Source organism: Pedobacter sp. Leaf250 (assembly GCF_920984735.1).
Lineage (GTDB): Bacteria > Bacteroidota > Bacteroidia > Sphingobacteriales > Sphingobacteriaceae > Pedobacter.
Window position 1 is genome coordinate 65,858 of sequence record NZ_CAKLBU010000003.1, and the last position, 25,007, is coordinate 90,864.

24 protein-coding genes are annotated in these 25,007 nt (G+C 35.2%); 16 read left to right on the plus strand and 8 right to left on the minus strand.

Annotated elements, in window-relative coordinates; genetic code table 11:
• Nucleotides 1–30: 30 nt before the first annotated feature.
• The 6 genes from LUA91_RS03495 to LUA91_RS03520 all read left to right on the plus strand — a co-directional run bounded on the left by LUA91_RS03495 (nt 31) and on the right by LUA91_RS03520 (nt 6,430).
• On the plus strand, nt 31–444 hold the full coding sequence (locus LUA91_RS03495) for a transcriptional regulator (protein WP_231424631.1): 414 nt from the start codon (nt 31–33) through the stop codon (nt 442–444).
• Entirely contained in the window at nt 445–861 is a 417-nt protein-coding gene (locus LUA91_RS03500) for a VOC family protein (RefSeq protein WP_231424632.1), read from the plus strand.
• Nucleotide 862: 1 nt separating this feature from the next.
• The gene (locus tag LUA91_RS03505) at nt 863–1,237 is read left to right on the plus strand and encodes a DoxX family protein (protein ID WP_231424634.1); all 375 of its coding nucleotides are present in this window, start codon (nt 863–865) and stop codon (nt 1,235–1,237) included.
• An 86-nt stretch (nt 1,238–1,323) separates the two neighbouring features.
• Nucleotides 1,324–2,643 (plus strand): DUF3887 domain-containing protein, encoded by a 1,320-nt coding sequence (locus LUA91_RS03510; RefSeq protein WP_231424636.1) that lies wholly within the window; start codon nt 1,324–1,326, stop codon nt 2,641–2,643.
• A gap of 98 nt (nt 2,644–2,741) precedes the next feature.
• On the plus strand, nt 2,742–5,351 hold the full coding sequence (locus tag LUA91_RS03515) for a PAS domain-containing protein (RefSeq protein ID WP_231424638.1): 2,610 nt from the start codon (nt 2,742–2,744) through the stop codon (nt 5,349–5,351).
• Between the two features lie 101 nt (nt 5,352–5,452).
• Entirely contained in the window at nt 5,453–6,430 is a 978-nt protein-coding gene (locus tag LUA91_RS03520) for a YihY/virulence factor BrkB family protein (RefSeq protein WP_231424639.1), read from the plus strand.
• A 267-nt stretch (nt 6,431–6,697) separates the two neighbouring features.
• Here LUA91_RS03520 and LUA91_RS03525 read toward each other — a convergent pair whose 3' ends face one another.
• Genes LUA91_RS03525 through LUA91_RS03535 form a run of 3 tightly spaced genes read right to left on the minus strand, consistent with a single transcriptional unit; the run spans nt 6,698 to nt 8,888 of the window.
• Entirely contained in the window at nt 6,698–7,120 is a 423-nt protein-coding gene (locus tag LUA91_RS03525; protein ID WP_231424641.1) for a secondary thiamine-phosphate synthase enzyme YjbQ, read from the minus strand.
• Between the two features lie 8 nt (nt 7,121–7,128).
• Nucleotides 7,129–8,397 (minus strand): M23 family metallopeptidase, encoded by a 1,269-nt coding sequence (locus LUA91_RS03530; protein ID WP_231424643.1) that lies wholly within the window; start codon nt 8,395–8,397, stop codon nt 7,129–7,131.
• A gap of 50 nt (nt 8,398–8,447) precedes the next feature.
• The gene (locus tag LUA91_RS03535; RefSeq protein ID WP_231424644.1) at nt 8,448–8,888 is read right to left on the minus strand and encodes a hypothetical protein; all 441 of its coding nucleotides are present in this window, start codon (nt 8,886–8,888) and stop codon (nt 8,448–8,450) included.
• Nucleotides 8,889–9,279: 391 nt separating this feature from the next.
• Here LUA91_RS03535 and LUA91_RS03540 point away from each other — a divergent pair, with 391 nt between their 5' ends.
• The 6 genes from LUA91_RS03540 to LUA91_RS03565 all read left to right on the plus strand — a co-directional run bounded on the left by LUA91_RS03540 (nt 9,280) and on the right by LUA91_RS03565 (nt 15,758).
• Nucleotides 9,280–11,325 (plus strand): WG repeat-containing protein, encoded by a 2,046-nt coding sequence (locus LUA91_RS03540; protein WP_231424646.1) that lies wholly within the window; start codon nt 9,280–9,282, stop codon nt 11,323–11,325.
• The gene (locus tag LUA91_RS03545) at nt 11,319–12,194 is read left to right on the plus strand and encodes a hypothetical protein (protein WP_231424648.1); all 876 of its coding nucleotides are present in this window, start codon (nt 11,319–11,321) and stop codon (nt 12,192–12,194) included. Before LUA91_RS03540 ends, LUA91_RS03545 begins: the two co-directional genes overlap by 7 nt.
• Nucleotides 12,195–12,209: 15 nt before the next feature.
• The gene (locus tag LUA91_RS03550) at nt 12,210–12,653 is read left to right on the plus strand and encodes a hypothetical protein (protein WP_231424650.1); all 444 of its coding nucleotides are present in this window, start codon (nt 12,210–12,212) and stop codon (nt 12,651–12,653) included.
• Between the two features lie 72 nt (nt 12,654–12,725).
• A complete protein-coding gene (locus tag LUA91_RS03555) occupies nt 12,726–13,676 on the plus strand; it encodes a hypothetical protein (RefSeq protein WP_231424651.1) in 951 nt (316 codons plus the stop codon).
• A 28-nt stretch (nt 13,677–13,704) separates the two neighbouring features.
• A complete protein-coding gene (locus LUA91_RS03560) occupies nt 13,705–14,754 on the plus strand; it encodes a hypothetical protein (RefSeq protein ID WP_231424652.1) in 1,050 nt (349 codons plus the stop codon).
• Between the two features lie 170 nt (nt 14,755–14,924).
• Nucleotides 14,925–15,758, plus strand: a complete 834-nt coding sequence (locus tag LUA91_RS03565) for a DUF3667 domain-containing protein (protein ID WP_231424653.1) — start codon at nt 14,925–14,927, stop codon at nt 15,756–15,758.
• Nucleotides 15,759–16,057: 299 nt separating this feature from the next.
• Here LUA91_RS03565 and LUA91_RS03570 read toward each other — a convergent pair whose 3' ends face one another.
• From LUA91_RS03570 to LUA91_RS03590, 5 genes are all read right to left on the minus strand, one after another.
• Nucleotides 16,058–16,573 (minus strand): hypothetical protein, encoded by a 516-nt coding sequence (locus LUA91_RS03570; RefSeq protein ID WP_231424654.1) that lies wholly within the window; start codon nt 16,571–16,573, stop codon nt 16,058–16,060.
• Nucleotides 16,574–16,694: 121 nt separating this feature from the next.
• Nucleotides 16,695–19,322: a carboxypeptidase-like regulatory domain-containing protein gene (locus tag LUA91_RS03575; protein WP_231424655.1), complete on the minus strand. Its 2,628-nt coding sequence runs from the start codon at nt 19,320–19,322 to the stop codon at nt 16,695–16,697.
• A gap of 55 nt (nt 19,323–19,377) precedes the next feature.
• Complete coding sequence (locus tag LUA91_RS03580; RefSeq protein WP_231424656.1) at nt 19,378–20,211, minus strand: GLPGLI family protein; 834 nt, start codon at nt 20,209–20,211, stop codon at nt 19,378–19,380.
• A 52-nt stretch (nt 20,212–20,263) separates the two neighbouring features.
• Nucleotides 20,264–20,599, minus strand: a complete 336-nt coding sequence (locus LUA91_RS03585; RefSeq protein WP_231424657.1) for a hypothetical protein — start codon at nt 20,597–20,599, stop codon at nt 20,264–20,266.
• Between the two features lie 61 nt (nt 20,600–20,660).
• Complete coding sequence (locus tag LUA91_RS03590) at nt 20,661–20,990, minus strand: hypothetical protein (protein ID WP_231424658.1); 330 nt, start codon at nt 20,988–20,990, stop codon at nt 20,661–20,663.
• Between the two features lie 318 nt (nt 20,991–21,308).
• Here LUA91_RS03590 and LUA91_RS03595 point away from each other — a divergent pair, with 318 nt between their 5' ends.
• The 4 genes from LUA91_RS03595 (at nt 21,309) to LUA91_RS03605 (ending at nt 25,004) form a co-directional block, all read left to right on the plus strand.
• Nucleotides 21,309–23,234 (plus strand): histidine kinase, encoded by a 1,926-nt coding sequence (locus LUA91_RS03595; protein WP_231424659.1) that lies wholly within the window; start codon nt 21,309–21,311, stop codon nt 23,232–23,234.
• 10 nt (nt 23,235–23,244) lie between these two features.
• Nucleotides 23,245–23,991: a LytTR family DNA-binding domain-containing protein gene (locus LUA91_RS03600; RefSeq protein WP_231424660.1), complete on the plus strand. Its 747-nt coding sequence runs from the start codon at nt 23,245–23,247 to the stop codon at nt 23,989–23,991.
• 121 nt (nt 23,992–24,112) lie between these two features.
• The gene (locus tag LUA91_RS20655) at nt 24,113–24,235 is read left to right on the plus strand and encodes a hypothetical protein (RefSeq protein ID WP_255717749.1); all 123 of its coding nucleotides are present in this window, start codon (nt 24,113–24,115) and stop codon (nt 24,233–24,235) included.
• Between the two features lie 13 nt (nt 24,236–24,248).
• Nucleotides 24,249–25,004: a sodium:proton antiporter gene (locus LUA91_RS03605; protein WP_231424661.1), complete on the plus strand. Its 756-nt coding sequence runs from the start codon at nt 24,249–24,251 to the stop codon at nt 25,002–25,004.
• Nucleotides 25,005–25,007: the final 3 nt, after the last annotated feature.

The window sequence follows — 25,007 nt, forward strand, 5'->3', positions numbered from 1 at the left end:
AGTATTTTTGCTTAGTAAAAAATTAATGTGATGGAGATATTTAATTTTGAAGAGGATATTAAGGTTATATGTGTTCGGGCAAGTTCATTTCCAGAAGGGATAATGGCTGCACACCAAAAACTTCATGCTTTATTGCCCGATATTGAGCAAAGAAAAATATTTGGTATCAGCAGACCAGAAGATGGTAAAATTATTTACAAGGCAGCGGCTGAGGTGAAAGATACAGATGACGTTAAACTTTTAGATCACCAAATGTTTGTAATCGAAAAAGGTAAATATCTGTCAGAAACGATAGAAAACTTTATGGAAGATATACCTAAAATCGGATTAACATTTCAGAAGCTGATTGCGCAACCAAACATCGATCCCGAAGGATATTGTTTGGAGGATTATATAAATGAAACCGATGTACGCTGCATGGTGGGCATAAAACGAGAAAATTAATTGGCCAATATCAACTCATATTTAACTTTTAACGGAAATTGTAGAGAGGCTATGCGCTTTTACCACAATTGTCTGGGTGGAGAATTATCGATTCAAAGTATCGGTGAATCGCCAATGGCTAACAATATGCCCCAAATTATGGCAGATAAAATTTTACATGCTGTGCTTACTTCTGATGAAATTATAATTATGGGAACAGATATGGTGGTAGATACCGGTTTAATTAAGGGCAATGCAGTGTCACTGATGTTAAATTGTGATTCGGAAGAAGAAACAAAAGCTTATTATGAAAAACTCTCAAAAGGCGGGAAATCCGTTAATCCGTTGCAGAAAACATTTTGGGGCGCACTATTTGGCGATTTGATAGATCGATTTGGCAATACCTGGTTAATAAATTACGATAAAAAATATATATAACATGAAATCAATTAAAACTTGGTACTGGGTTGCAACAATCATTTTCGCATTAATGATGTTGATGGATGGCTTTGGTGGTATTACACAACAAGAAGCTGGCAAAGAAGTATTTAAACATTTGGGTTATCCAATGTATTTACTGCAAATATGCGGACTCGCAAAAATTTTAGGTGCCATAGCAATTTTGCAAAATCAGTTTAAGGTAATTAAAGAATGGGCTAATGCGGGTTTTGCCATCAACTTTATTGGAGCTTTTGCTTCCAGAGCTTTTGTAGGCGATGAAATCATTTTACTTGTTCCGCCTATTGTGATGTTAGCAATCATGTTTATCCCATACTTTTTATGGAAAAAATACGAGAATGTTAAAAAAAGTTAAAACGCAATAGGATTTGATTAATAGCTTTTTAAAAGGCAAATATTCTTAACTTTGATACTTGTGAATTCCAAACAGACACAAGATTTATGATGAAGAGAAGTATTTTATTTGTTATTGCATTATTATTTACTACAACAGCATTTTCTCAAAATGTTATTCAACTATTTAACAGTGCAAACGATTTTTTTAAAGTATTACAAGAGGAAAAATTTGCCGATGCACATGCTTTTTTTGATGATACCCTAAAAACCAAACTTACTGAAGATAATTTAAAAAAACTTTGGTTTGATATAGGTACTAAATATGGTAAAGCAGAAAGTTTCGATGCCATTCAAAGTAAAGCGCAAGGTCAGTTTTTTGCGGTAACTGTTGAAGGAAAATTTGCCAATGGTGAACAGAATTTTATTGTAGGTTTTAATAAGGCTCAAAAAATTGTCGGTATCTTTTTAGCTCCGCCAAAAAGTTCTGTAGCTTATGCCAAACCAGCTTATGCAGATACCAGTTTATATAGTGAGAAGCAGGTATATATTGGTCCGGCGGGTAGACAGTTGGCTGCTATTGTAACTACGCCCAAAAACTCAAAAAGCTTTCCCATAGTGGTTTTTGTGCATGGGTCAGGACCAAGCGATATGGATGAAACAGTAGGTACCAATAAGCCTTTTAAAGATTTAGCAGGCGGTTTAGCCTCAAAAGGAATTGGATCTATTCGATATGTAAAAAGAACTTTAATCTATCCTAACGAATTTTCAAAACCTTATACAGTAAAGGAAGAAGTGCTGGATGATGCAACAGCAGCAATTGCTTATTCGAAAACGGTAATTGGAGCAAACCCAAAAGCAATTTATGTTTTCGGTCATAGCTTAGGTGGTATGTTGGCGCCAAGAATCGCAGCAGCCTCTCCAGATGTATCGGGTATTATCTTAGCCGCTGCACCAGCAAGAAAAATGACTGATATTATCATCGATCAGAATAAATACATGTTCGATTTATCAAAAGATACCACAGCTGAGAACAAAAAATACCTGAATGATGCAGTTCTGCAAATTGATAAAAGTAGAATTACTCAACTGGGTACAACCATTAAGCCCGATTCAGTAATTTTGGGTATACCAGCAAAATATTGGGCCGATATAAATGCATATAATCAGGTAACTACGGCTAAAAACTTAACCAAAAAGATTTATGTGTTACAGGGTGGAAACGATTTTCAGGTAGGCAAAACCGATTTCGATTTATGGAATGCGGCTTTGGCGAAGAAAAAAAATGTAACACTGAAATTTTATCCAGATTTAAACCATTTGCTAAGTCCACAAACTGAAAAAGGAAGTATGGCACAATACCAAACCCCTGTAAGTGTTTCTGAAGTTTTGGTTAATGATATTTCAGCCTGGATTAAATTGAAGTAAAAGCTATTTTATAATTGGAGCCCTAGCTAAAACCTAGGGCTTTTTTTGTTGTTTGTATATCGCCATATTTCATATCTTTAAATCAACTAAACAAAAAAATGACCACGCTATATTCGGAGCAAGATGGATTCAATTCTTTGGTTGAGGCATCGCCAATGCCTACAGCCATTTATAAAGGTATGAATATGATCATCAGCGCAGCCAACCAGGCCATGCTGGATTTGTGGGGTAAAACAACACATGTTATCGGGATGCCCCTAATTGAGGGTGTGCCTGAATTAAAAAACCAACCATTTTTAGGAATATTAGAAGAGGTTTTTGAAACCGGCGAAACGTATTATTCAAAGGAATCTCCGGCTGATTTGGTAGTTGATGGCACCTTGCAAACTTTCTATTTTACATTTACTTATAAACCACTAAAGAACGATAATGGCGAAACAATTGCCATTATTAACACAGCTGCTCATTTAACAGAACTGGTTGCGGCAAGAAAACAAATTGCCGATACACAAGAGCGCTTAACTTTTGCCTTAATTTCAGCCGAAATAGGAACCTGGGATTTAGATCCAATAAATAATATTGTGAATTGGGATGCCCGCTGTAGAGAACTTTTTGGCTTTGCAAAGGATGGAGAAATAAAATATGGAGATGTATTGAGTTGCATCCATCAAGATGATGTTGAGGTAGTGAATAAAGCCGTTTTACAAGCCATCGATCCGAATGCGGAGGGCCAATACGATATTAAATACAGAACATTAAGTAAAGAAAATCATATTTTAAGGTGGGTACATTGTAAAGGGAAAGCATATTTTAACGATGATGGCATTGCTTATCGTTTTGCAGGGATTGCACAAGACATTACAAATGAAATTGCGGCCGATAGGCGTGAACAACAATTGCTCACATTGATTGATAATAATGCTGATCACATGACGGTTGCTGATTTGAAAGGTAATGTAATTTATATGAACAAGGCATCTCGTTTAATGCTCGGAGTAGATTTAGCCGCTGATGTAACCAAACTAAGCGCTAAAGATTTTTATACACCAAACGAACTCGATCGCGTACAAAACCATATTATCAAAGAAATTGATCCTGTTAAGGGTTGGCAGGGAAACATCAGTTTATTAAATTTTACTACAAAAGATGTTATTCCTTGTCGTGTTAGTTATCTCTTGATAAAAGATCCGGCTACTGGTGAAGTGATTGGAAGAGGGGCTACAGCAAGAGATTTGCGACCTGAAATCAGTGCCAAAGCTGAAGTTGAGAAAATGGCAAGCATTGTGGGCAGCAGTGAAGATTTTTGTAATTACTGTGATACCAATGGAAATACGGTTTACATCAATCCATCAGGAAGAGAATTAATTGGTATAAGCGAGGAAAATGTTCCGAAGAGTAATCTTTTTGATTACCATAGTGATTCCTCGAATGAGAAAATAAAGAACGAGATTTTACCTTTACTTTTTTCCAAAGGACGTTGGTCGGGCGAGTTGGAGCTGATCCATCAGGAAACAAAAGAAATAATCCCAATTCATAAACAACTGTATATGATCAGGGAAGAAATTACAAATATACCAGTGGCCATTGCAGGTATTGCCAGAGATTTACGCCCAGAACTGAATGTGAGAAAGATTCTTGCTGATAAAAACGCAGCCTTGCAAAGTGTGGTTAATGAGCTGGAATTTTTAGCCAATACTGTTCCTTCTGTTGTGTGGACGAGCGGGCCAGATGGAAATTTGGATTACATTAACCAACGGTGGTTTGATCAAACTGGCAAAAGTAATGAAGAAACATTGGGCGCCCGTTGGATGGAGAGTGTTCATCCGGATGATGTTTCATTAGCTGAAAAAGCCTGGAAAATTTCACTCGAAACCGGAGCACCTTATGAAATTGAATTCAGGTGTTTAGATAAATTTAACAACTACCGATGGTATTTGGTTAGGGCTATGCCACTGAAAGATGCTGAAGGAAAAATTGTTAAATGGTATGGAACAAATAACGATGTACATCATCAAAAAGAGCTGGAAAAACAGAAAGACAATTTTTTGGGTATTGCAAGCCACGAATTAAAAACCCCGGTTACCAGCTTAAAAGCATATGCACAGGTAATGGAATCGATGTTTAAACGCTCCGGCGATTTTAAAAATGCCGATCTTTTGGGTAAAATGAACAAACAGGTAGATCGTTTAACCAATTTAATTAGCGATCTGTTAGATGTAACTAAAATTAATTCTGGCCGATTACAATTTAATAATGCCGAATTTGATTTTAATGAAATGGTGGAAGAAGTAATTGAAGATGTGCAGCGAACGTCTTTTAAGCACATCATAAAAAAAGAACTGAATTTCAATAAAACCATTTACGGTGATAGAGACCGAATATGTCAGGTGGTTACCAATTTATTAACCAACGCAGTAAAATATTCTCCCGAGGCAAATGAGGTTGTAATCTATACCGAAGATGCCCATGATATTGTAAAAGTGTGTGTTCAAGATTATGGTATTGGAATAAGTCCAGATTTACAGGATCATGTTTTTGAGCAATTTTACCGGGTTAGTGGAAATAGGGAACACACTTTTCCTGGATTAGGTTTAGGTCTTTATATTTCCTCTGAAATTGTTAAACGATTGGGCGGCAAAATTTGGGTAAATTCGGTTCAGGGTAAGGGTTCTACCTTCGGTTTTACCATTCCTATAATGATGGATTAACTAAAAATCAGCACGTATCATTTGCATTAGCTCAATAAATACAAACAATTCAAAATATACAGGGTTTAAGGTTTATATCAAGTATCTTACTCTACGTATTTATGGCAAAGCAAAAAGTAACATTAAAAGGAATTTGGGGTGTTTTAAAAGCAGCATTTACAGGGTTTAGCGATCATAAGGTGACAAAGCTTAGTGGCTCACTTGCTTATTATACCGTGTTTTCAATGGCGCCGCTTCTGGTGGTAATTATTTCACTTTGTGGTATTTTTTTGGGTAGGGAAATTGCAGAAGGTAAGGTATATGATCAACTGGTAGGATTTTTAGGTCGTGAATCTGCGATGTCACTTCAGCAATTAATTAAAAATGCTTATCTCGATAATAAAGGCACCGTTGCATTAATTATTGGTATTATTACTTTGCTCATTGGTTCAACCACTATTTTTGGCGATATACAAGATTCGATTAATACCATCTGGGGTTTAAAAGCTAAGCCAAAACGAGGATGGGTAAAAATGCTTCAAAACAGGTTTTTGTCATTCTCTGTTATCATAAGTTTAGGTTTTGTACTGTTGGTTTCATTGGCTGTAACATCTGTATTGGACGCATTTAGTAGTAGGTTACAGGCCCGCTTTGAAGATGTATCTTTCTACGTATTTTATGTCATTAATCTCATTGTCACTCTCGGAGTTATTACACTAATTTTCGGTGTAATTTTTAAAGTATTGCCAGATGCAAGTATTAAATGGAAAGATGTACTGGCCGGTGCCGTAGTAACTGCAGTTTTATTTATGATTGGTAAGTTTGGTATATCAGTCTATATAGGAAAAAGTGATGTAGGCGGAACATACGGCGCAACAGGCTCTTTGGTTGTGGTACTACTATGGACATACTATTCATCCCTTATTCTCTATTTTGGTGCGGAATTTACAAAAGCTTATGCCGTTGCTTATGGATCGGAAATTTATCCTTCCCATTATGCTGTTACCACAAAAGAAGTAGAGGTAGAGTCGAGCAGAAAATCCATTCAGGATAACCATCCAGAAATTATTGAGCAGGTGAAAAAGGAAGAAGAGAAATAATTAAGCGACTTAAGAATTCTAAAAAGAAATTAAAATGAAGTTTTCACTTTAGCTTCTTCAGACTTACGAAGTTTTGAAGGGATACGAGGGAGGAAACTTCGTAAGTCTTTAAAAAAAGAAAATTGAACGAAAATTCACCTGAGCTTCTTCAGACTTGCGAAGTTTTGAAGGGATGCGAGAGGGGAAACTTCGTCAGTCTTTAATTTATAGAAAGATTAAGATTATTTTCAACTGCTCAAAAAGCCATCAAACTTCTTAGAATACATTTTATTCTCCCCAGGCAGTAACAATTAATCTCCTTTGTCCTCCATAATTGCGATGTTCACAAAGATAAATTCCTTGCCAGGTGCCTAATGCTAAACGTCCATTTCTTATCGGAATGGTAACCGAACTTCCTAAAAGCGCAGCCTTTAAATGCGCAGGCATATCATCCGATCCTTCGTAATCATGTTCATAATCAGGATCGTTTTCTCTAACAGTTTTATTGAAAAACATTTCAAAATCTACTCTAACCGTAGGATCGGCGTTTTCATTAATGGTTAATGATGCGGATGTATGTTGAATAAAAACCTGACAGATCCCAGCCTTCATCGATTTAATTTCCGGCAAAACGTTTTCGATTTCCGCTGTAATGATGTGAAACCCACGTTTTCTTTCTCTTAACGATAATGTTTGCTGATAAATCTTCATATCTAAAATTACTTAATAATCCAACCCACCTGCGAATTTTCATCGCTGATTAATTGATAATTATTAAAATTGCCTAAAACACTAACTGTCTCGCCGGCTTTTAAATTCAGCTTTACAGCAGCTAAGCTATCGGGTTGATCAAATACTTTCTGCTGAATAAGTTTAATTTTGAGCCTTTGTAGCGGTTTAGTAGTTTGTACCAGTTCATTACTGTTGATAAATCCGGTGTTGCCATCTGGCAACTCAGCTTTATAAAAATTGCCCGTAGCAGCACTAATATTTATAACTGTTCCGGCATTTAATGTAGTAATAGCATCAGCTTTATTTTGGGGTAAATTGTATAGCGTGGTTTTGGAAACAGTTCTTAACGTTTTATTTAGATTGGAAATTGATGCATTGATTTTAGAAGGTATTTTAGTGATAGGATCGATAAAGGGCAAAGGATTAACGGCGCCACCAAAAGTATAAATACCAAAATGAAGATGTGTAGCAGTAGTTTTTGCGTTACCTGTATTGCCCATTAAACCAACTGTATCGCCTAATTTTACCTCTTGACCTTCCGTAGCAACCTGCTCATCCAAATGCGCATAATATAAAGTATAATCTTTCCCACTCGGCCTCAACCAAACTACCTTTCCACCCAAATTATTTTCATTTACCCGGGTAATGGTACCATTCGCACTGGCTAAAACCGGACTTCTTTTCGGTCCGAAAATATCAACCCCCTCATGTTTTCGGGCATTATTATCTCTGCCATCGCCCCAATAGCTGCCAATGCTTTTGCTTTTTGATGTTGTAGGAAACGCCAGCGACGGTCCGGATGTGATTTCCAATGTATATTCTACACTTTGCAATAACTCTGGCTGTAATCTGATCAGATAATTTCCTGTATTATCAATTTCATATTGAATGGGATTATTTAACGTATCAGCCGAAGCAATACGCTTTGGATTGGTTGGATCTGCGAAAAACCACAGATCTAGATAAAGTGCAGAAGCAGGTGGCTTTTTTACAACATTGATCGTGATTTTTTGTCCTTTTGTAGCCGAAAACCGATAAGCTGCTGCAGGAACTTTTCCTGCATCGAAATAACCAGTTTCCCGATAAGGTATATTAATGTTTAGTGCTTTTTGTAAGCTATTGGTAGAAGCGTTGATCCAAGCCAATCCCATAGCAGTTTTATCTAAACCTGCAGTTTCCAGTTTTCGTTTATATTGCTCATGCGGACTAGCGGCTTTGAAGAGATTTACAGAACCTGATTTGCAGGAAATCGTCATTATTGAAATTATGAAAATTGCAACGATGAAATGCGCTTTAACCATAATCACTAAGCTTTTTTTAAACGATTGAACACGGCTGCGGTAACCAATCCACCAATTAAATACCAGGCTACAGTAAGCACTTTGGTTTTATCAGTTTTAGTTACAGGCTCATCATCCAAACCCATTTTTTCGGGAAGTTTGATGGCACCTAAACCGGCAGTTAAGCCTGCAAGTGCTCCTTTCAGATAAATATTTTTACTTCCAGCCATACCAATGGCGCTATAATAAATGCCATTGCTAATAATGTCTCCCGCTAGAGTCGCTGCATATAGGTTATCACCTGTTGGAGGTTCGAGATCCAAACTGTTCAAGGAGCGAGTTAACGCTTCTTCTCCCACCAAATCTACTCGTGGCGCATCATTATCAAATCTGCGAACTGTTTCATGTAATATATTCAAGGCAGTTGCACCGGCAAATCCAGCTAAAATTGCTTTTAAAATTTTCATCTTTGTGTGAGTTATTTCTATGATAATAAAGCCCTACTTAACTATAGGCGATTATAGATTTATTGATCCCACTGTGTATCAAATAATGATAATGGTTTCGTAATAATAAAAGCAGGGAAGAGGTGGAATTGTTTTGAAAAGAGTTGTTTAAAGTTATTTCTATACAAATCTTTTTAAAGTAGCGATACCGAAACATTGACAAATAATAGCCAAAACCTACCAAATATTACCCCAACTCTTACGAATTGTAATCGCCTCAAATTTGTCAGTTAAAGATTGATAAATTCGTTAGGATGCACGAATCTGAATTGGCGTGCCGGTACATTAATTTTTGGCTATGAAAATCAATAAATATTTAGTTTTTCTTACAATTATCTGTTTTAGTTCATGTATGGCGCAATCAAAAAAAGATTTGCTTGAAAAGATAGACGATGATATTAACAGCTTAAAAACTTTGATAAAGCTCAGTGATACCAGGATCATGATTACCGCTGGCACTACTGAAAAATTTTCTCCTGATAAGGAAAGCAATTTCGAAGCAGATAATACGAAAATGTTTAGTGATAGTGTTTTAAACCGCTTTTTCAAAAACTTAAAAGTAAGCACGAGTTTACAATATCCCTATAATATGATTTCATTGGATAAAGATGAATTCGATTTGCTGAAGTTGATGGGAGAGGAGAGTAATTATTTTATGCATAATGCAGATATGGAGCCGGTTTATATGCCTCAAAAATTTAATTTTTTAGATGGAACTGAAACCACTAATGGTTATTTAAATCGCGACAGCATAGCCAGAAAGCATACCAAAAAAGAAAAAGAAAAAGGCGAAGATTACGAATTTGTTGATGAATCGGGAATGAATACCCTGGAGAAATACATCTACAAAGGCAGTAGTTTTAACGAAAATATCGCATTAATGTCGCCTAAGCCAATTCGAAGTATAGATTATAAAATCAGTTTGCCTTTGGCAAGCAAAACTTTATATCAAGTTAGCGCTTCAAACCCGCAGGTTAAAACACCTTACGGAATCATTAGGCTGGATACCATTGTGGGCAATAAAGTGCATTGCAGTTTGCCCGATGTAGAAAACGATCGCGATATTAAAATAAAAGCTTATTACAAGGACGGCCGGATTTTATCACAAAAAGGAAGCAGCAGCAATACAGAAGTTACTCCTGCCAAGAGAAAACTTTATGAAGATTACATCAAAATATTGGAGAAAGCAAAAGATAGAGTTAAAAACGATGAAATTAAAACTGATAAAGATTTAGAGAAATGGTTGAAGGCAAATGCGCCCGCTGCTTTAGCTGATGATGAAAAAGGAAACCGCAAATTAGTAATCTACACCTTTGCAGGTCCGGTAAGCAGTGTTGCTTTTTCTGTTAGTGATAGCATTCCACAGATAAAAAATTTCAATGTAAACTACAGTTTCGATTACAACGATGATGATGGGAACTATTTTCTGGCGATGGATTTTGCAAAGCAAAAATCTGGCTTTTTGAATAAAGAAGGTAAGTGGATTGTTCAGCCGCAGTTTAATGAACATTTCCGTAGACTTAACCGTAGTTTTTATTGGGATCAATATGATGATGTTGATAATACTTATTGGCTAAACCGCCAAACCAATACTGTTCAAAAAGTGGCTTATAAAATTGATGATCCAAAAATTTTTGATGCTAAATATGTGAAAATTGAACCTCGTGTAAACGGCTTAAATGGTATTGTTGATGCCACAACAGGTAAAATAGTTTTGCCAATGGAATACGATAACCTGAAGTTTAAAGGAGGCAAATACTGGTGGGGAATAAAAGATGACAACGAGGGTGTTTACGATAGAAATTTCAAATTGATTTTGCCATTTAAATATGATAATATTGATATAGATGGAGATTATTTTAAGGTAAAAGAAAATGATCAGGAGAACATTTTTGATGCAAGTGGAAAAAATCTTACGCAAAATAAGTATAAAAATATCGAAGGTACTTTTCACGATGGTTTACTTCTGATTAGAAAGATGGAGGATAAAAATAAACATGTTGTAAGCGGTTACGTTTATGTAGATAAGCTGAATAATGTTAAAATAAATGCTACGGCTAAGGGATACGAAGACCCGGAGCCATTTAGTGAAGGTTTGGCACTCGTGGAAAATGCCAGTGGCGATAAAGGATTTATAAATACCGCGGGCAATTTGGCCATTCCATTTAAGTATAAATATGCCTATAGTTTTTATCCAACTTCTAAGCTCGCTTTAGTACAGCTTAAAAACAATTCGTATGTTTTAATAAATAAAAAAGGCGTTGTCGTGAAAAATCTTTACGGAGAATATTACAGCCAAGATTATGATGAAGATAAAAATAGTTGGAGGCTAAAATTTAGAGATAATCTGGTGTATAACGAATTTGGTAAGGAGCTTACTGGTACCGAAAAATGGTAATCTTAAAATTTTTGGAGGGAAGTAAAATGAACAAAACGGTAAAAATTATTTTGTCTTTACTAATGCTTATCGTTGGCAAAACCTATGCACAACCCTATACTTTACAATCTGTTGGCATTGCTAAATCTTTTTCATTAGATATTTATTTTGGAGATAAGGGTAAAGGTGCATTTGTAAAATATCATGGGCAAAAGGCAATCATAGCCTTACGGATTAAAAACTATAGCGCCGACAATAGCGGAAGAACCGACGGACAACCCGATTTAAAAACTTATGTTTGGGATGAGCTTGTTGATGGTAAAATTAATGGCACTTATGGATTAACACAGGATATCAATAGTTTGAAAAATATTTGGTATGTCCGTAAAAAAGATGGAAAACGCTTTAAACTACAAGAGATAGATAGCAAAGGTTCAAAAGGAAATAATCAGTATTTATTACATGGAGCCTTGATTAGTTTTAATCATTTTGATGATCACCAATTGAGTATTAAATATGCGGATGGAAAATTTTTTAATGCAGGTTTGCCTGATTTTGATTCGCCAAATGCGGTAAGACAAAGCACAATAGCTGATTATAATTTTGATGGTTATGATGATCTTGCCTTTTCAATTCCCGATGCCGGAATGGGTGTGTATAGGGAATTCAGCATTTTTCTGTTCAACCCACTAAGCAAACATTTTGATAGATTGGCAAACCCAGATTTTGGCAAATCCAAATGTGCCAGCCTTTGCGATGTAACCTTAGATCCAAAAAAGAAGTTGATGTTTACAGCTTGTCGCGGTGGTGCCCGTTGGTGGCAGGATGTATACCGTTATACATCAGCAAATAAGTTGGTTTGGGTTCGCTCAAAAGAAATGGATCAATAGAAAATTAAGATGAAAATGATCAATCAAAATATTAAAAATATACTGTTGCCGATCTTTGCAGTTTTTATTGTGGGAAGTGTTTCGGCACAAAAGAAAGTTGTTAAAAAACCTCTGACTAAACCTAAAAATTATGTAGGGCCGCCTCCTCCCATTGTGAAACTAATCACAGAGCCTGCTCCGCCATCAATTTCTATTATCGAAAGTAAGGCTATCGGAAATCCCGCTCCACCAATGATATCCGTTTCGCCACAAGAGGCCAAATACAAAAGAGAAAAAATATGTACAGATTGTGATACTTTGGTATTGGAACCTGGAAAACCCCACATGGTGATTTACGATGTTAAATGGATGGCAGACCGCGAAAGTAGAAGCTACCGGAAACAACCAACCAAAAATGATTTAATTACAGATTATTACGGCATGCGTGGTTTGGTTAAAAGAGAATGGGATGAATTGTAACAAAATTTTCCTGCTAATGAGATAAACTATCATCATGTTTACCGAAATACTTTCATTAAAATACCAAATGATGTGAAGCAAAATTTAAGCCTACTAAATAGACAGGAGCGCCATGAAGGTTATTTATACTGGAATGGAAAACCAGATTCAAGGATTATACAAGGCACAAAAATGGCGATGCTCACAGAAAAAATTGCAAAGGCTCTTGGTGCTACCAAAACTTCATCTTATTATGCAAGCTTTAAAAAAGATAGTTTAACTGTCGAAAAACTAATGCAAACCACTCGTGCTGATGAAACCATTCAGCCAAATATGAATGGTTTCTTACAAAAAGAAATTTTAGGTGAGTATATTTTGCCTTTTCAATTTATGGATTTAAAGAATGTAAGTAGCATTACCTTGAAACCTAATGGAAAAGAAGAATTAACCTTTAAGTTTAATAAATCAGGGCAATTGGTTGAATATATAGATGGCAAAGATGAGCATCAAATTATCACTTATAAAGACAATCTTCCATTGAATATTTCCAGAGATGGAAAACTTAAAATACACTTATTTTATCAGGGAAACGTGGTATCAGTAAAAGACGATTATAGCCTTGAAAGTTATGAATTAATTGGAAAATTGTTTCTGGAATCTGCCAGATATTCAATTGAAAAAAGTGATTATGAAGAACTGAAAATCAAAGGTGAACGGGAATACAAAATTTTTCAGCGTAACGGCCAAACTTGTCTGGATTACAGCTCTGAAGATAAAGCAGCAAGCATTTGTTATAGCAATAACCAATGGATTTTACCAATAACCATGACCGAAACTTATGGTGGTGATTCTCAAACGAAGACGCTCTCCATTAATGCAGCCGGAGCATTAGAAGTAGAAAATGCGAATAAATATAAGTCATCTAAAATGATTTATAAATTAGAAAATGGTATCATTAAAACCTTTCATAGCACTCAAAAACGAGGCGAGAATGAGTATGCTGAACCAAAGGCCATTCAGGTAATTTATACTTTTTTTAAATAGATTTTTGTTTGATCAATAGATGAAAAAAATGTGGATATGGATCGGTATTATAATGGTAGTTTACTTAGTGGTCCTCCTGTTTTATCCATTCGATAAGTTGGTTATAGATCGGAATAAAGAACCATTGGGAACAAAATATGCAGCCTTCCAGGAGGTTAACGAGCAATATCGCTCTTCAGTTTTTAATGTTGATCTGGTGGCTCGTGTAGTCGTGTCAAGTGCAGCATCTCCCAATCCCATTCGAATTTTTACATCGGTCAATAATCAGTTGATTATCGATTGCGATGCAAAGGTTGATGAAGAAACAAAACACGATAACCGATACTATAAGCTAAACAAAACCGGACAGGTAATAGACTCTATTTACCTCGCTTATGATGGTTATTGGGGCAATTTTATTGAGGATTTTATTGTTTACACAAGCGATAAAGGTGCACACTACAGCACATGGCCACTTAATGGCGATACCACAAAACATGAGGTAACTCAACTTAATAGTGATTTAACCTGGAGTGAAGAAAAGGTTGATGAAAAAATTAAAAGCATAAAAGCGAATGCGCTTTATTACTTTTTCAGTTCAGCAGTAAATAATGATGTTTGGTATCGTCGAGCATATTTCTATCAGGATAAAAAATGGCAAATGTTATTGCAAAAAATGCCAGGATATGTAAATGTATCAGATGAAGAGGGGCCATTTAGATACCGAAAAGATGTTTTTAGAAGTGGTGAAGTAGATTTTCAGATTCCTAAAGATGTTAAACTTTTATATTTTTATCCAGAGGAAAAAATTAAATATTCTCATATTATAGGTGGTGGCGATGGAGGATTCAGTGTTTATAATTGGCGTGGGAAAGGGTTTTTTACAACCAAAGTTGCTGGAAAGGATTTTGATTTTATGGTTTCGAAATTGGTGGTGGAAAAAGAAAAACACAATGGTTTTAAGCCCAGTTTGTTCATTGTAGAAGAACCTGGATATGCTTCAGATCTTTTTAATCCAGCTTTTTATCATTCTCCAAATGGTTTTAGCTTTTATTCGCCAAGCGCCAAAGAATTGTATCTGATTAAAATCAGGCGATAAAATGGAGAGTGTTTTTATAAGCTAAATAATCAGATATAGAATCGGTGATTAAATTAACAAAATTTTTATACCAAGCCATTTATATTATCTTTGGCTTACAAACAAACGCTAATTTCTGCTTCGGCAATCCTAGGCTTTAAGCATGAAATATCATTATTAAATTTAAATTCATGGTAGAGGAAACAGTTAAACCAACTGATTTAACTTTAGATCAGGTAAAGCCTGAAATTAATTTGACCAGTACTCACCATCATGAGTCGAATGGTTGCCTAAATTGCGCTAAACCCATTGCAGAAAAGTTTTGTCCTAACTGTGGTCAAAAATCAACTACACATCGTTACTCTATTGCCCATTTTGTTGAACACGATTTTATTCATGGAGTTTGGCATGTAGATAAAGGCTTGTTATTTACTGTAAAGGAATTATTTACTCGTCCTGGACATAGTATTCGTGAGTACATTCAGGGTAGAAGAGCAAGTCATTTCAGTTTTGTAACGCTGATCCTTTTGATCTTGACGGCTAGTACACTTTTGGCACCTTACCTGCACATCAAAATGTCTGATCTAATTCCGATGAGAACTAAAAATGTAATGAATAGTTTTGAGGAGTTCGTAACCAAATACCCTAAAATATTTATTGTAATTCTTATTCCTTTTAACTCCATTTTTAGCTTTTTATGGTTTAGAAAGGCACGTTTTAATTTCTCCGAACATTTAGTAGCCAATTCTTATAAAGCAGCAGCCGAATTAATCATTGGTCTACTTTTCACAGTTTTGATGATATTTTACACTAACTTAAAAATACTTACAATCGTCTATTTCTCGGTAATTATGCCTATAGTGTTTTTTTACGGCATTTGGTTTTATTATCAACTTTTTACAAACTGCGGCTATAGTAAGAAAGCATTGTTTTTTAGAAGTTTTGGTGTTATCCTTTCTATCGCAATTTTTCAAGCGATATTCGGCTTTCTTTGGGGGATGTTTCAAATGATGAGCATGAAATAGTGGCAAATTTATTTTACCTAGATCTTAATTTTGTTTAGTAAATCAAATATTGGTTTGCTGATTGAGAACTTTTTTCTGCTTTGATTTTATCCTGTGGATAATCTAAATAAGGAGTTTTAAAAACGATAAAGAATTGTTTCTAATACACTTTCCGCAGGCAGGCAATGTACGATTATGATCGAGGAAAATCTGGTAGACTCATAATCGTCTATGCAATTCCCGTTTCTTTAACATAATGTAGAAATCTCATTTTCAGTTTTGGTGGCAATCTTACGCTAATAAAAGTGCCGAATACTTGCTTAGCTTCGTTGATAAACAATCATATCGTAAGTAGTATTGAATAATTTTCTCTTCGTAACTGTTTTCCTAAAAGTACTACCTTGTATAATCGTTTTTACCAATTCGGGCATTATTTGATGATTGCTAAATGGTTGGATATGAAATAGAATCTCATTCGATTTACCATAAATAGTGAGTGTATTTAAACGTTGTGCATTCAGCGCCAAGGCATAAATTTCATTGTAATTCAGCATTAAATCTGCTTGATTTTTTCTTGTAATCATCAATTGATTTTCAGTTGCGTTTATATTTATTTTTGGATAAATAAACTTCATCAAAAAAAAGATCGGTGCCAGACAAACCAAACCAGCCAAAAACCCCAATGCTTTGCTGCTGCCAAAATTATTAACGGCATCTGCAAGGCCTAAAAACCCTCCGAAAATAAACGATAAAATGATTACAAGGATGGCAATATAGCCAATGGCAAAACCAATTCCTTTTGCAGGATTTATTTCGAGATACTGGTAGTTTTTCATTTCTTTTAAGATTTCAAATTAAAAATAATGTTATTTATATATTTAAAGAGCTACACTTTTTATTTGGCTGTCGATTATTATTATTTAGGGTATTTGCTTTATTATTTGAATTCTAAATGCTTTAAAACGTGAAGAAATATTTGATTAAAAATGTTCTCGGCCTCAATGGCATTTGATAAACTGATAACTGATTGGTTGTAGAATTAATTTGCTGATAGTTTTGTTGATTGATTAGATTAATGTATTGAAACTCGAAAAAGCTTTTCCAATGAGTAGGCGCAAATTTTAAATTCAAATCTAAAAACTGATTACGAACAGGTTGACGCAACGATTGGTGGTAAGAAACAAAGTTATACGATACCGAGTATGAAATCTCTTCACTTAAGTTGTGCAACCATTCTCCTTTAATTTTCTCATTGGCAGTTTCGTTTGTAATAATGCCACTTAAGCTTTCCTGCTTGTTGATCGATTTATTTAAATCCCCAACGATTGATATCGTAATTTTTGAAAGCAGCTTTTTCCTTAAACTTAATCCTGTACTCATTTGATAGGTTTTAAATGGTGTGATCTCCTCATTATAAAAACTATTTCCTTTTTGCATACTCAAACTTCCATGTGCAGAAAAATTAAGTTCAAGAGGGAAAACATATTTGGAAATATTTCCACTTAATGAATATTGGTGGGTTTTATTCTGAAAATCAATTGCTGTTGATTCTGTTAATCCACTATCAATTGTAAATGAATTAATGAAATTTTGTCTCGTTTTATCATAACTAAATATGAAGTTGTAAAAGAGCATTTTTATAGGTTTCCGATATGCGTAACGCACATTAAAATTTGTAATATCAGTTTTGGGTAAAGGCCTGTTATTAACATTAAACTGCCTGTAGTTAACCAGAATACCACCGTTGTAAATATCATTAACCTGCCCAAACTGGGTTTGTTGTGCAAATCTTCCATTCAGTTCGCTGTATTTCCCAAGGGTTTTTCTAAATTCAATAATTGGATTGAGCAAGAAATAGTTGTTTTTGTTTGATAAATCTCTGTCAGAATCCGCATAATTGATATTACTAAAAGTGGGACTGGCTTCTACATTTATCGATCCTTTTTCTAATAAATAAAGCGCCGAAATTTTAGCGTACAGTCCCAACTGATCAAAAATTACATCATTTTTAAACTGATTGCCAACAAGGACAGTATTATTAGTGCTATCCGTTTTGTAAAGGTTGCTGAGTAATTGATTATGCTCATAAGATATTCCAGCTGCAGCTGATAAAACGAAACGATTAAACTTGGTTTTGAAAGTAGCTGATTGATTCACAAAAAGATTTTTAGTGCTAGCCTGCTGGTTCAGGGATAAATAATCAATGCCATTATTTAAAATTCCTTTTTGAATGCCTGGTGTAATGTTAAGGTTTTCATCAACTTTATAGTATTGAACCAAACCATTGTACTGCAAAATATTATTTATACCCAAAGCTTTTACCACACTGGTTTCATTGCTGATTGACAGTTGATTTGTAGGCTGACTTTGCCCGAAACCCTGCTCGTTTTGGATAGTATTGCCATTTCTGTTCCATTTCGGTATCTCGAATTTGGTAATGTTTTTAAGATAGATGAATTTGCTGTTTTTTTCGAGCTGTGCTTCGGCATGCCACTGATTTAATTTGTAAACATTATCCTGGGTTTCGTTAAAGCGGATGGTATCGGCATTACCTAAAAAGTAATTTACCGCATTGTTATATTGATACTTCCGTTTTAATTGGAGGGTAGATAAATTTAACCGCAAACCCCAATCGGCTTTTAGTTTTACCAAAGCATTTAAACTGCCAGAATTATCATTATTTAACAAATAATACTTCTCTTTCATGTTTGGAAGATTTTCACTTTCCATCGATAAAAAAGTTTGAGGCATTTTAAGTGAAATCTCATTGTTAAACGTTTGCCCTAAACTTGCTTGCTCTGCCTCCAGGTTTTCGCCGATATTATTGGCTTTAAAAGTGTTAATGGCTTTAATTTTTTTACCAAAAATAAGATTGTTCAACTCATCTGTATAGGCTTTATTACCTGCACCCACGTAACCCGAATTTACCATCATGGTACGGGCGCTATCAGTCAGTTTAATATTAAGCGAAACATTATTGCTGCTCACATAACCATTTAACGCTTTTATCGGTTGGTCGCGTTCTATTACTTGCACCTGTTCTACAGCACCCACAGGAACATTATTGGTGGCCATTTTATAGCGGCCATCCAATAGGTTATCACCATCAATATAAACATTGGTAATGCGTTTTCCGTTGTAACTGATGGCACCATTTTCATCAACTTTTATGCCTGGTAAGCGATTAATAACATCGCCAATTACCCTATCGTTTGATTCCTGAAAACCTTTAACACTGTATTTCAAGGTATCACTTGATAGATTGATTTTGTTATTTGATTTGATTGTAACTTCCGCCAGCTTATAACTTGTTTGCTTCAGCATTACGCTTAAATGTTGCCCGTTTTTTTGTTCAATTTTTTTAGAATAAAATTGAAAACCCATTGCGGTTACCTTAATGGAATAGTTTTCATTGCTACTTTGGAAGTCACATTTAAATAATCCCTTATCGTTTGTTGTACTAAAAGTGATGCCTGCTCCATTTTGATTTACAACAGCTACTGATGCTGAAGCAATCGGGTTACCAATACTATCCTTTACCGAACCGCTTATGGAAAGGGAATTTTGTGCAAATAATAACACCACACAAAATAATTGTGATAAACATAAAATGAAGCTTTTCTTGAACAAATCTTTCAGTTTAATCGGTTAATTCCAAAGGGTAATTGACGGTGAATTTTCGTTTTGGGCCTGGATTTCCACCAACAGATGTTACTTTATCTACAATTATCCCAGTATCGAAACTGCCCATATCAAAACCATTGGCTTGCGCATTCTTCATTTGTTCGTACTCTTTTGAAGTGGTTTTAATTACATCTTGAGGAATATTAATCGACTTAACATTTTGGAAGTTACCTTGATTAACTACTTTTGTACAGGTAAATTTGATGAAATGACGGTCATCATAAGCCTCTAAAACTAACCCTGGTAAACCGTTTAATTTCCAAGGGCCAAAGCTTGCCGGAATGTCGGTGGTAAACCAGGCAGTATATTTTCTGCCTTTACAAACTCCAGTTGCTTTTTGGCAAGTGTAACCCAATAAATCTTTGGTTTCGCTATCAATTTTCCAGTCAATTTTATCTGGATTTTCGGTAATTAAATAACGCTGTTGGAGTGTGTTCTTAACAATGAAAAGTTTGCCATTTTCGTTGTAAATGTCATCTTCGGTAACTGGTAAATACGTCCCCATATCAACTACATCGCTGTTTTTTGCTTCAGCTGCAGCTAAAATAGCCTGTATGGTAGAATCTTGTTTTACCCGGGTTTGGCTACTGTAAATACTTTTTTTGCCATTAAAAGCAAGAATAAAATCCTCACTATAAAGTTTGCCAGTTTGGGTACTGTCTTTTATATGATAAAAATGGTAATAAGCTATTGTACTAGGAGAATCTTTAGGACTGGTATCTTTATATTTGAATGAAAATAAGGCGCCCAAAAATAATAGGGGTAATATAAATTTTAAATAGCTGTTCATAATATGTGAGTTTAAAGAAACCATCCTCTTTATTTAATTGATTAATAAATTATTAGTGGTTATGGTAACAACCGTCGGGACTATCCTTAATTCCCTGCCAAAAATGGCCATTACCAACCAGGAACATGGTTAGGTTATCAGTACCATCGGGAGCGAAAACATGAATTTGCCACTTAACACCACAAGGATCGGTGTATAGGAAAACTTTCTCTCTGCGTACCAGGTTGCTGGTTTCATTTATAACATTTACCTTCACTAATTTTGCAGGTGATGTACTTGTTTCAACTATGTTTTTGCTGATAGTTGGCGTTTTAATGGGCTTAGCATCATTAGCGAATGATGCAGTTCCTAACATGGCGAAGACCAGTGCGATTAATATTTTTTTCATAATTTTTTATTTTAATTTTTAGATTGAACACTATTTTTTTGACAGTTTGTATTGCCAACGATTACATTCGGTAGCAGCCCCAATAATCGGCCATTACATTTCCACGGAAATGAATATTTGCTGTTTCCCATAATGAATAGTTAGATGCGCTGCTTGGCCCCGAAACGTAGATGACGTATGATTTTCCACAAGCATCGGTAAAGGTGAAGTTCATTTGCCTGCGAAATAAACCCAGTTTTTCTGCACTTAACTTTTCAGTTTCAATGCTGGTATTTTTTTTAAAAATTGTAGCGGCTGCAATTTTAGTTTCACTTCTTCTCACAGTTAAATCGTTAGCTGATGCGCTAAACCCGATTGCGGTGCATATCAATGCGAAAAATAGTTTTTTCATGATTTTTTGTTTTTAGTAAATGATTTATATTTTTTTGAAATAAGAGGATGATTTCCTGTTTCTGATTTGAATTTGGAGAGAAATGTGTGCTGTAAAAATTACTAACCTACAGTCGTAGATGTTCGGCTGTTATTCGTAAAAAATTGGTTATTTATTGTTTTCAGGCCTACATTTTATTTATCAGATTTCAAATAGCCAGCAATCTGCTACGGATATAGATTGAAAAGCAACGAATGTTCAACCGATTCTTCTAAGAAACTTTTGTATTTATATATTTAAAGAATATTTATAGATTTTAATAAGCCAATCGCCACGTTAATGAATATCACTGTAAGAACTGCATTTGCCCTTTGCGCTACTTTGAGCTTTCTGTTTATTTCCGCTTGCCGAAATAAGGAAGATAAAGGCAAAAGCCAGCAGACTACAACTACTCAAAACAAACTGAACAAAAAGGACTATTTATCGCTCATTATTTCTTTTGATACCTTATCCTCATTTAAGATTAAGAAAATTATTTTCGAGGAAGATAGTTTATTAAGTAGTTCAGCGGATAAAGATTCAAATCCATACTATCACTATTTCAAGGCTAGAAAATATAGCCTTGAAAAAAAGCGAGACAGTGCATTAATAGAATACCAAAAAATCAAGCCTGCAAAACCAAAAGATGATTTAGCGCTTTTAAAAACCTATGGAATTCTTACTCAAAATATGGGTAATGGATCAATGGTTGAATCTGCTGTTACGAGCCAGATATTTGCTGGTTTGGAAATAGCAGAAGAAACGAAAAGCCGTATCACTTATCGCTTTTACGATTTATTGGCACAAGCCTATTTTCAAAATCAAAACGCAAAAAAATCGTTGGAATATGCTGCAATTTATTTTCAGAACCATCCGTATAATCATCATCCAGCCATAAAACAACGGTATTTCGATATATCATTTTTATTGGCTTCACGATTGGGCGATTTTAAGAAAATGGCCTATTATAACAATCAGGCAAGGTTATTGGCCAACCAAATTAACGATAGTTTGGCACTCGCACGAACTTATGATAATGAAGCACAAATTTATAGTCAGCAAGGGAAATCGGCTAAGGCATTGGAATCAAGTAAGATTTATTTCAATTATCTCAAAAAAACAGATAACCTAAACGATATTGCGTTTAATAACCTGGCAACAAGTTTCAATAAAAACAATCAACCCGATTCGGCCATTCGCTATTATAAAGAAGGAATTGCTTTCGAGAAACGTGATTTATCTGGCAAACAAAAGAACGTTCATTACAAAGGTCTTATCGATTCGTATAAAATGAAAGGCGATTTTGTTCATGCTTTGGAAGCTGCTGAAGCTGCTCATGCAATTGAACTGAAAAACAATGCAGCCATCGAATCAGTAAAGGTTGCAGAAATGCATGAAAAGTATGAAACAGAGAAAAAAGATCAAAATATAGCTGAGTTAAAGGGCCGCAACAAACTGAATGAAACCATTATTAAACAGCAACGTTCATCAATGTTTTTAATTGTTTTAATATTTTTGGGGGTAATCTCTTTTTTCTTCATTATTTATCGTCAGCAACGCTTAAGGGAAAAAAATAAACTCCTAAAATCTGATAATCAACGTCTTAATATGGAGCAAAAAATGCTTCAAGCGCAGCTGAATCCACATTTCATTTTTAATGCTATTGCCAATTTGCAAAGTATTGTAGCATCTGGGCATATAGATGAATCAGTTCGTTATCTTAAATCTTTCTCTGGCTTGCTACGTGGCATTTTGGAGCAAAACAGGAAGGATTTTATTGAAATAGCGGAAGAAATTACTTCCTTAAATAACTATATCCAATTGCAACAGATGCGCTATGCAGGCGTTTTTGATTATCAAATTGATGTTGATCGTGAGCTGGATTTAAATGAAACGCTTATTCCGCCCATGCTTATACAACCATTTGTTGAAAATGCCATTGAACATGGTTTCAGAAATATTGCTTACAAAGGTTTATTGCTCATTTCATTTAAGTCGAAGAACGATTTATTACTTATTGAGGTAGAGGATAACGGCAGCGGGCTGGTTCAAAAAACAGTGGATACACCAAAAAAACAATCGCTGGCTCAAATCATTTTAAAGGAAAGATTTGAGTTGCTTTTCAAATCAAACAAACAGCATGCTGCATTTAATATAAAAGACAAAAATGCCCTTGGTTGCAGAGGTGTAAGTGTAGAAATTACCATCCCTATAATTAACGATTAAAAAGATTGCTATGAAAGTTTATGTATTAGAAGATGAAATCCGAATTTTACAACATATTTTGCAAATCGTAAAGAAAATAGACTATTTGGAAGTTGTTGGATTTACCGGAGAAATTGCAATTGCAGCTAAAGAAATTCCGGCATTAAAGCCTGATATTGTTTTGGCCGATATCCGATTAAAAGATGGCGATAGCTTTAATCTGTTTGAAGATATTGGGGTAACCGATTTTCAGGTTATTTTCTTAACCGCTTATGATCAATATGCTATACAGGCTCTCAATTTAGGCTCTTTTGGCTATTTACTCAAGCCTATAGATGATGTTTTGTTAACCACTACCTTAAATAAATGTTTCCATCATCGGGAACACGAAAGCTTTGGGCAACAACAACTATCTATAGCTAAAGAGCATTATTTAGCACAAGGCGTTGGCGCCACAAAACGCATTGCGCTAAAGAGTGTAGAATATATTGAAGTGGTTGCCATTGAAAATATTATGTTTTGTAAAAGTGATAAGGGCTACACTAGTTTTTATTTAAATGATGGACGGGAAATTGTGGTGTCGAAAGGCCTAAAAGAATACGAAGGTTTGCTCACTCCATTTGGTTTTTTAAGATGCCATCAATCCTATTTGGTTAACTTCAAATATGTTAAAAAATACTATCGCGAAGGTTATTTGCAAATGGAAAACAAAGAAAATATTTTGGTTTCTAGCAGGAAAAAGGAAGAGGTGTTGAGGTATCTGGAGAATATTGCTTAAAACTTTTTTTTCTTTTTGGCATGGAACCACCCTGTCTAATTCCCCCGCCAACGGGGGAGACAGGATGCCTATTTTTTAATTCAAAAATTAAATTATTTTTACTTTGAATTAAAATATCTGAATGCATACGCTTTTACCTTTTTTCTTAGCTATGATTGCAGCCATTGTATTGCTAAATATGTTGGCCGCAAAACTTAAAATTGCTTATCCTATATTATTGGTGGTAAGGTGGTTTATTGGTTAGTTTTTTGCCGGGCATGCCCGAAGTAAAAATAGATCCCGACCTTATTTTTTTCATATTCTTGCCGCCACTATTATTTGCGGCAGCATGGACAATATCATTTAAAGAAATGAAAAAATGGTATCGTATTATTACCAGTTTTGCATTTTTAGTGGTGTTTTTTACAGCACTCTCTGTAGCCGTGGCCGCAAATTATTTCATTCCTGGCTTTAGCATTGCTTTGGGATTTTTATTGGGTGGTATTGTTTCTCCACCAGATGCAGTAAGCACCGGAGCCATAACCAAGTTTGTTAAAATCCCTAGGTCTACCTCAGCAATTTTGGAAGGAGAAACTTTATTAAACGATGCTTCATCTTTAATTATTTTTCGTTTTGCCCTGGTTGCAGTAGGTACTGGTCAGTTTATTTGGCACGAAGCGGCAACAAGTTTTATTTGGATGGTACTTGGTGGAACTGCCATTGGCTTGCTTTTGGCCTGGCTTTTTGTACAGGCACACAAACGCCTCCCAACAGATGCACCATCGGACATTGCCCTAACCTTAATTGAACCATATATTATGTACTGGGTTGCCGAGCAGCTTCATAGCTCTGGAGTTTTGGCGGTAGTAGCAGGCGGTTTGTACATGTCGTCTCAACGATTGATATTTCTAAACAGTGCCAGCCGAATACGAGGCTCGAGTGTTTGGGAAAGTTTTGTTTTTATTTTAAATGGAATTGTTTTCCTGATTATTGGGCTGGAGTTACCAGAAATTGTGGATGGAATTAGAGAGTGAGGC

Excerpts from the sequence above, each read along its gene's own strand:
- LUA91_RS03545 (WP_231424648.1), top strand. The coding sequence starts at position 11,319 with ATGGTAATCTTAAAATTTTTGGAGGGAAGTAAAATGAACAAAACGGTA.
- LUA91_RS03605 (WP_231424661.1), top strand. The coding sequence starts at position 24,249 with ATGCCCGAAGTAAAAATAGATCCCGACCTTATTTTTTTCATATTCTTG.
- LUA91_RS03595 (WP_231424659.1), top strand. The coding sequence starts at position 21,309 with ATGAATATCACTGTAAGAACTGCATTTGCCCTTTGCGCTACTTTGAGC.
- LUA91_RS03600 (WP_231424660.1), top strand. The coding sequence starts at position 23,245 with ATGAAAGTTTATGTATTAGAAGATGAAATCCGAATTTTACAACATATT.
- LUA91_RS03585 (WP_231424657.1), bottom strand. The coding sequence starts at position 20,599 with ATGAAAAAAATATTAATCGCACTGGTCTTCGCCATGTTAGGAACTGCA.
- LUA91_RS03560 (WP_231424652.1), top strand. The coding sequence starts at position 13,705 with ATGTGGATATGGATCGGTATTATAATGGTAGTTTACTTAGTGGTCCTC.
- LUA91_RS03520 (WP_231424639.1), top strand. The coding sequence starts at position 5,453 with ATGGCAAAGCAAAAAGTAACATTAAAAGGAATTTGGGGTGTTTTAAAA.
- LUA91_RS03525 (WP_231424641.1), bottom strand. The coding sequence starts at position 7,120 with ATGAAGATTTATCAGCAAACATTATCGTTAAGAGAAAGAAAACGTGGG.
- LUA91_RS03535 (WP_231424644.1), bottom strand. The coding sequence starts at position 8,888 with ATGAAAATTTTAAAAGCAATTTTAGCTGGATTTGCCGGTGCAACTGCC.
- LUA91_RS03515 (WP_231424638.1), top strand. The coding sequence starts at position 2,742 with ATGACCACGCTATATTCGGAGCAAGATGGATTCAATTCTTTGGTTGAG.
- LUA91_RS03590 (WP_231424658.1), bottom strand. The coding sequence starts at position 20,990 with ATGAAAAAACTATTTTTCGCATTGATATGCACCGCAATCGGGTTTAGC.
- LUA91_RS20655 (WP_255717749.1), top strand. The coding sequence starts at position 24,113 with ATGCATACGCTTTTACCTTTTTTCTTAGCTATGATTGCAGCCATTGTA.
- LUA91_RS03540 (WP_231424646.1), top strand. The coding sequence starts at position 9,280 with ATGGCGCAATCAAAAAAAGATTTGCTTGAAAAGATAGACGATGATATT.
- LUA91_RS03550 (WP_231424650.1), top strand. The coding sequence starts at position 12,210 with ATGATCAATCAAAATATTAAAAATATACTGTTGCCGATCTTTGCAGTT.
- LUA91_RS03495 (WP_231424631.1), top strand. The coding sequence starts at position 31 with ATGGAGATATTTAATTTTGAAGAGGATATTAAGGTTATATGTGTTCGG.
- LUA91_RS03530 (WP_231424643.1), bottom strand. The coding sequence starts at position 8,397 with ATGACGATTTCCTGCAAATCAGGTTCTGTAAATCTCTTCAAAGCCGCT.
- LUA91_RS03505 (WP_231424634.1), top strand. The coding sequence starts at position 863 with ATGAAATCAATTAAAACTTGGTACTGGGTTGCAACAATCATTTTCGCA.
- LUA91_RS03565 (WP_231424653.1), top strand. The coding sequence starts at position 14,925 with ATGGTAGAGGAAACAGTTAAACCAACTGATTTAACTTTAGATCAGGTA.
- LUA91_RS03510 (WP_231424636.1), top strand. The coding sequence starts at position 1,324 with ATGATGAAGAGAAGTATTTTATTTGTTATTGCATTATTATTTACTACA.
- LUA91_RS03580 (WP_231424656.1), bottom strand. The coding sequence starts at position 20,211 with ATGAACAGCTATTTAAAATTTATATTACCCCTATTATTTTTGGGCGCC.
- LUA91_RS03570 (WP_231424654.1), bottom strand. The coding sequence starts at position 16,573 with ATGAAAAACTACCAGTATCTCGAAATAAATCCTGCAAAAGGAATTGGT.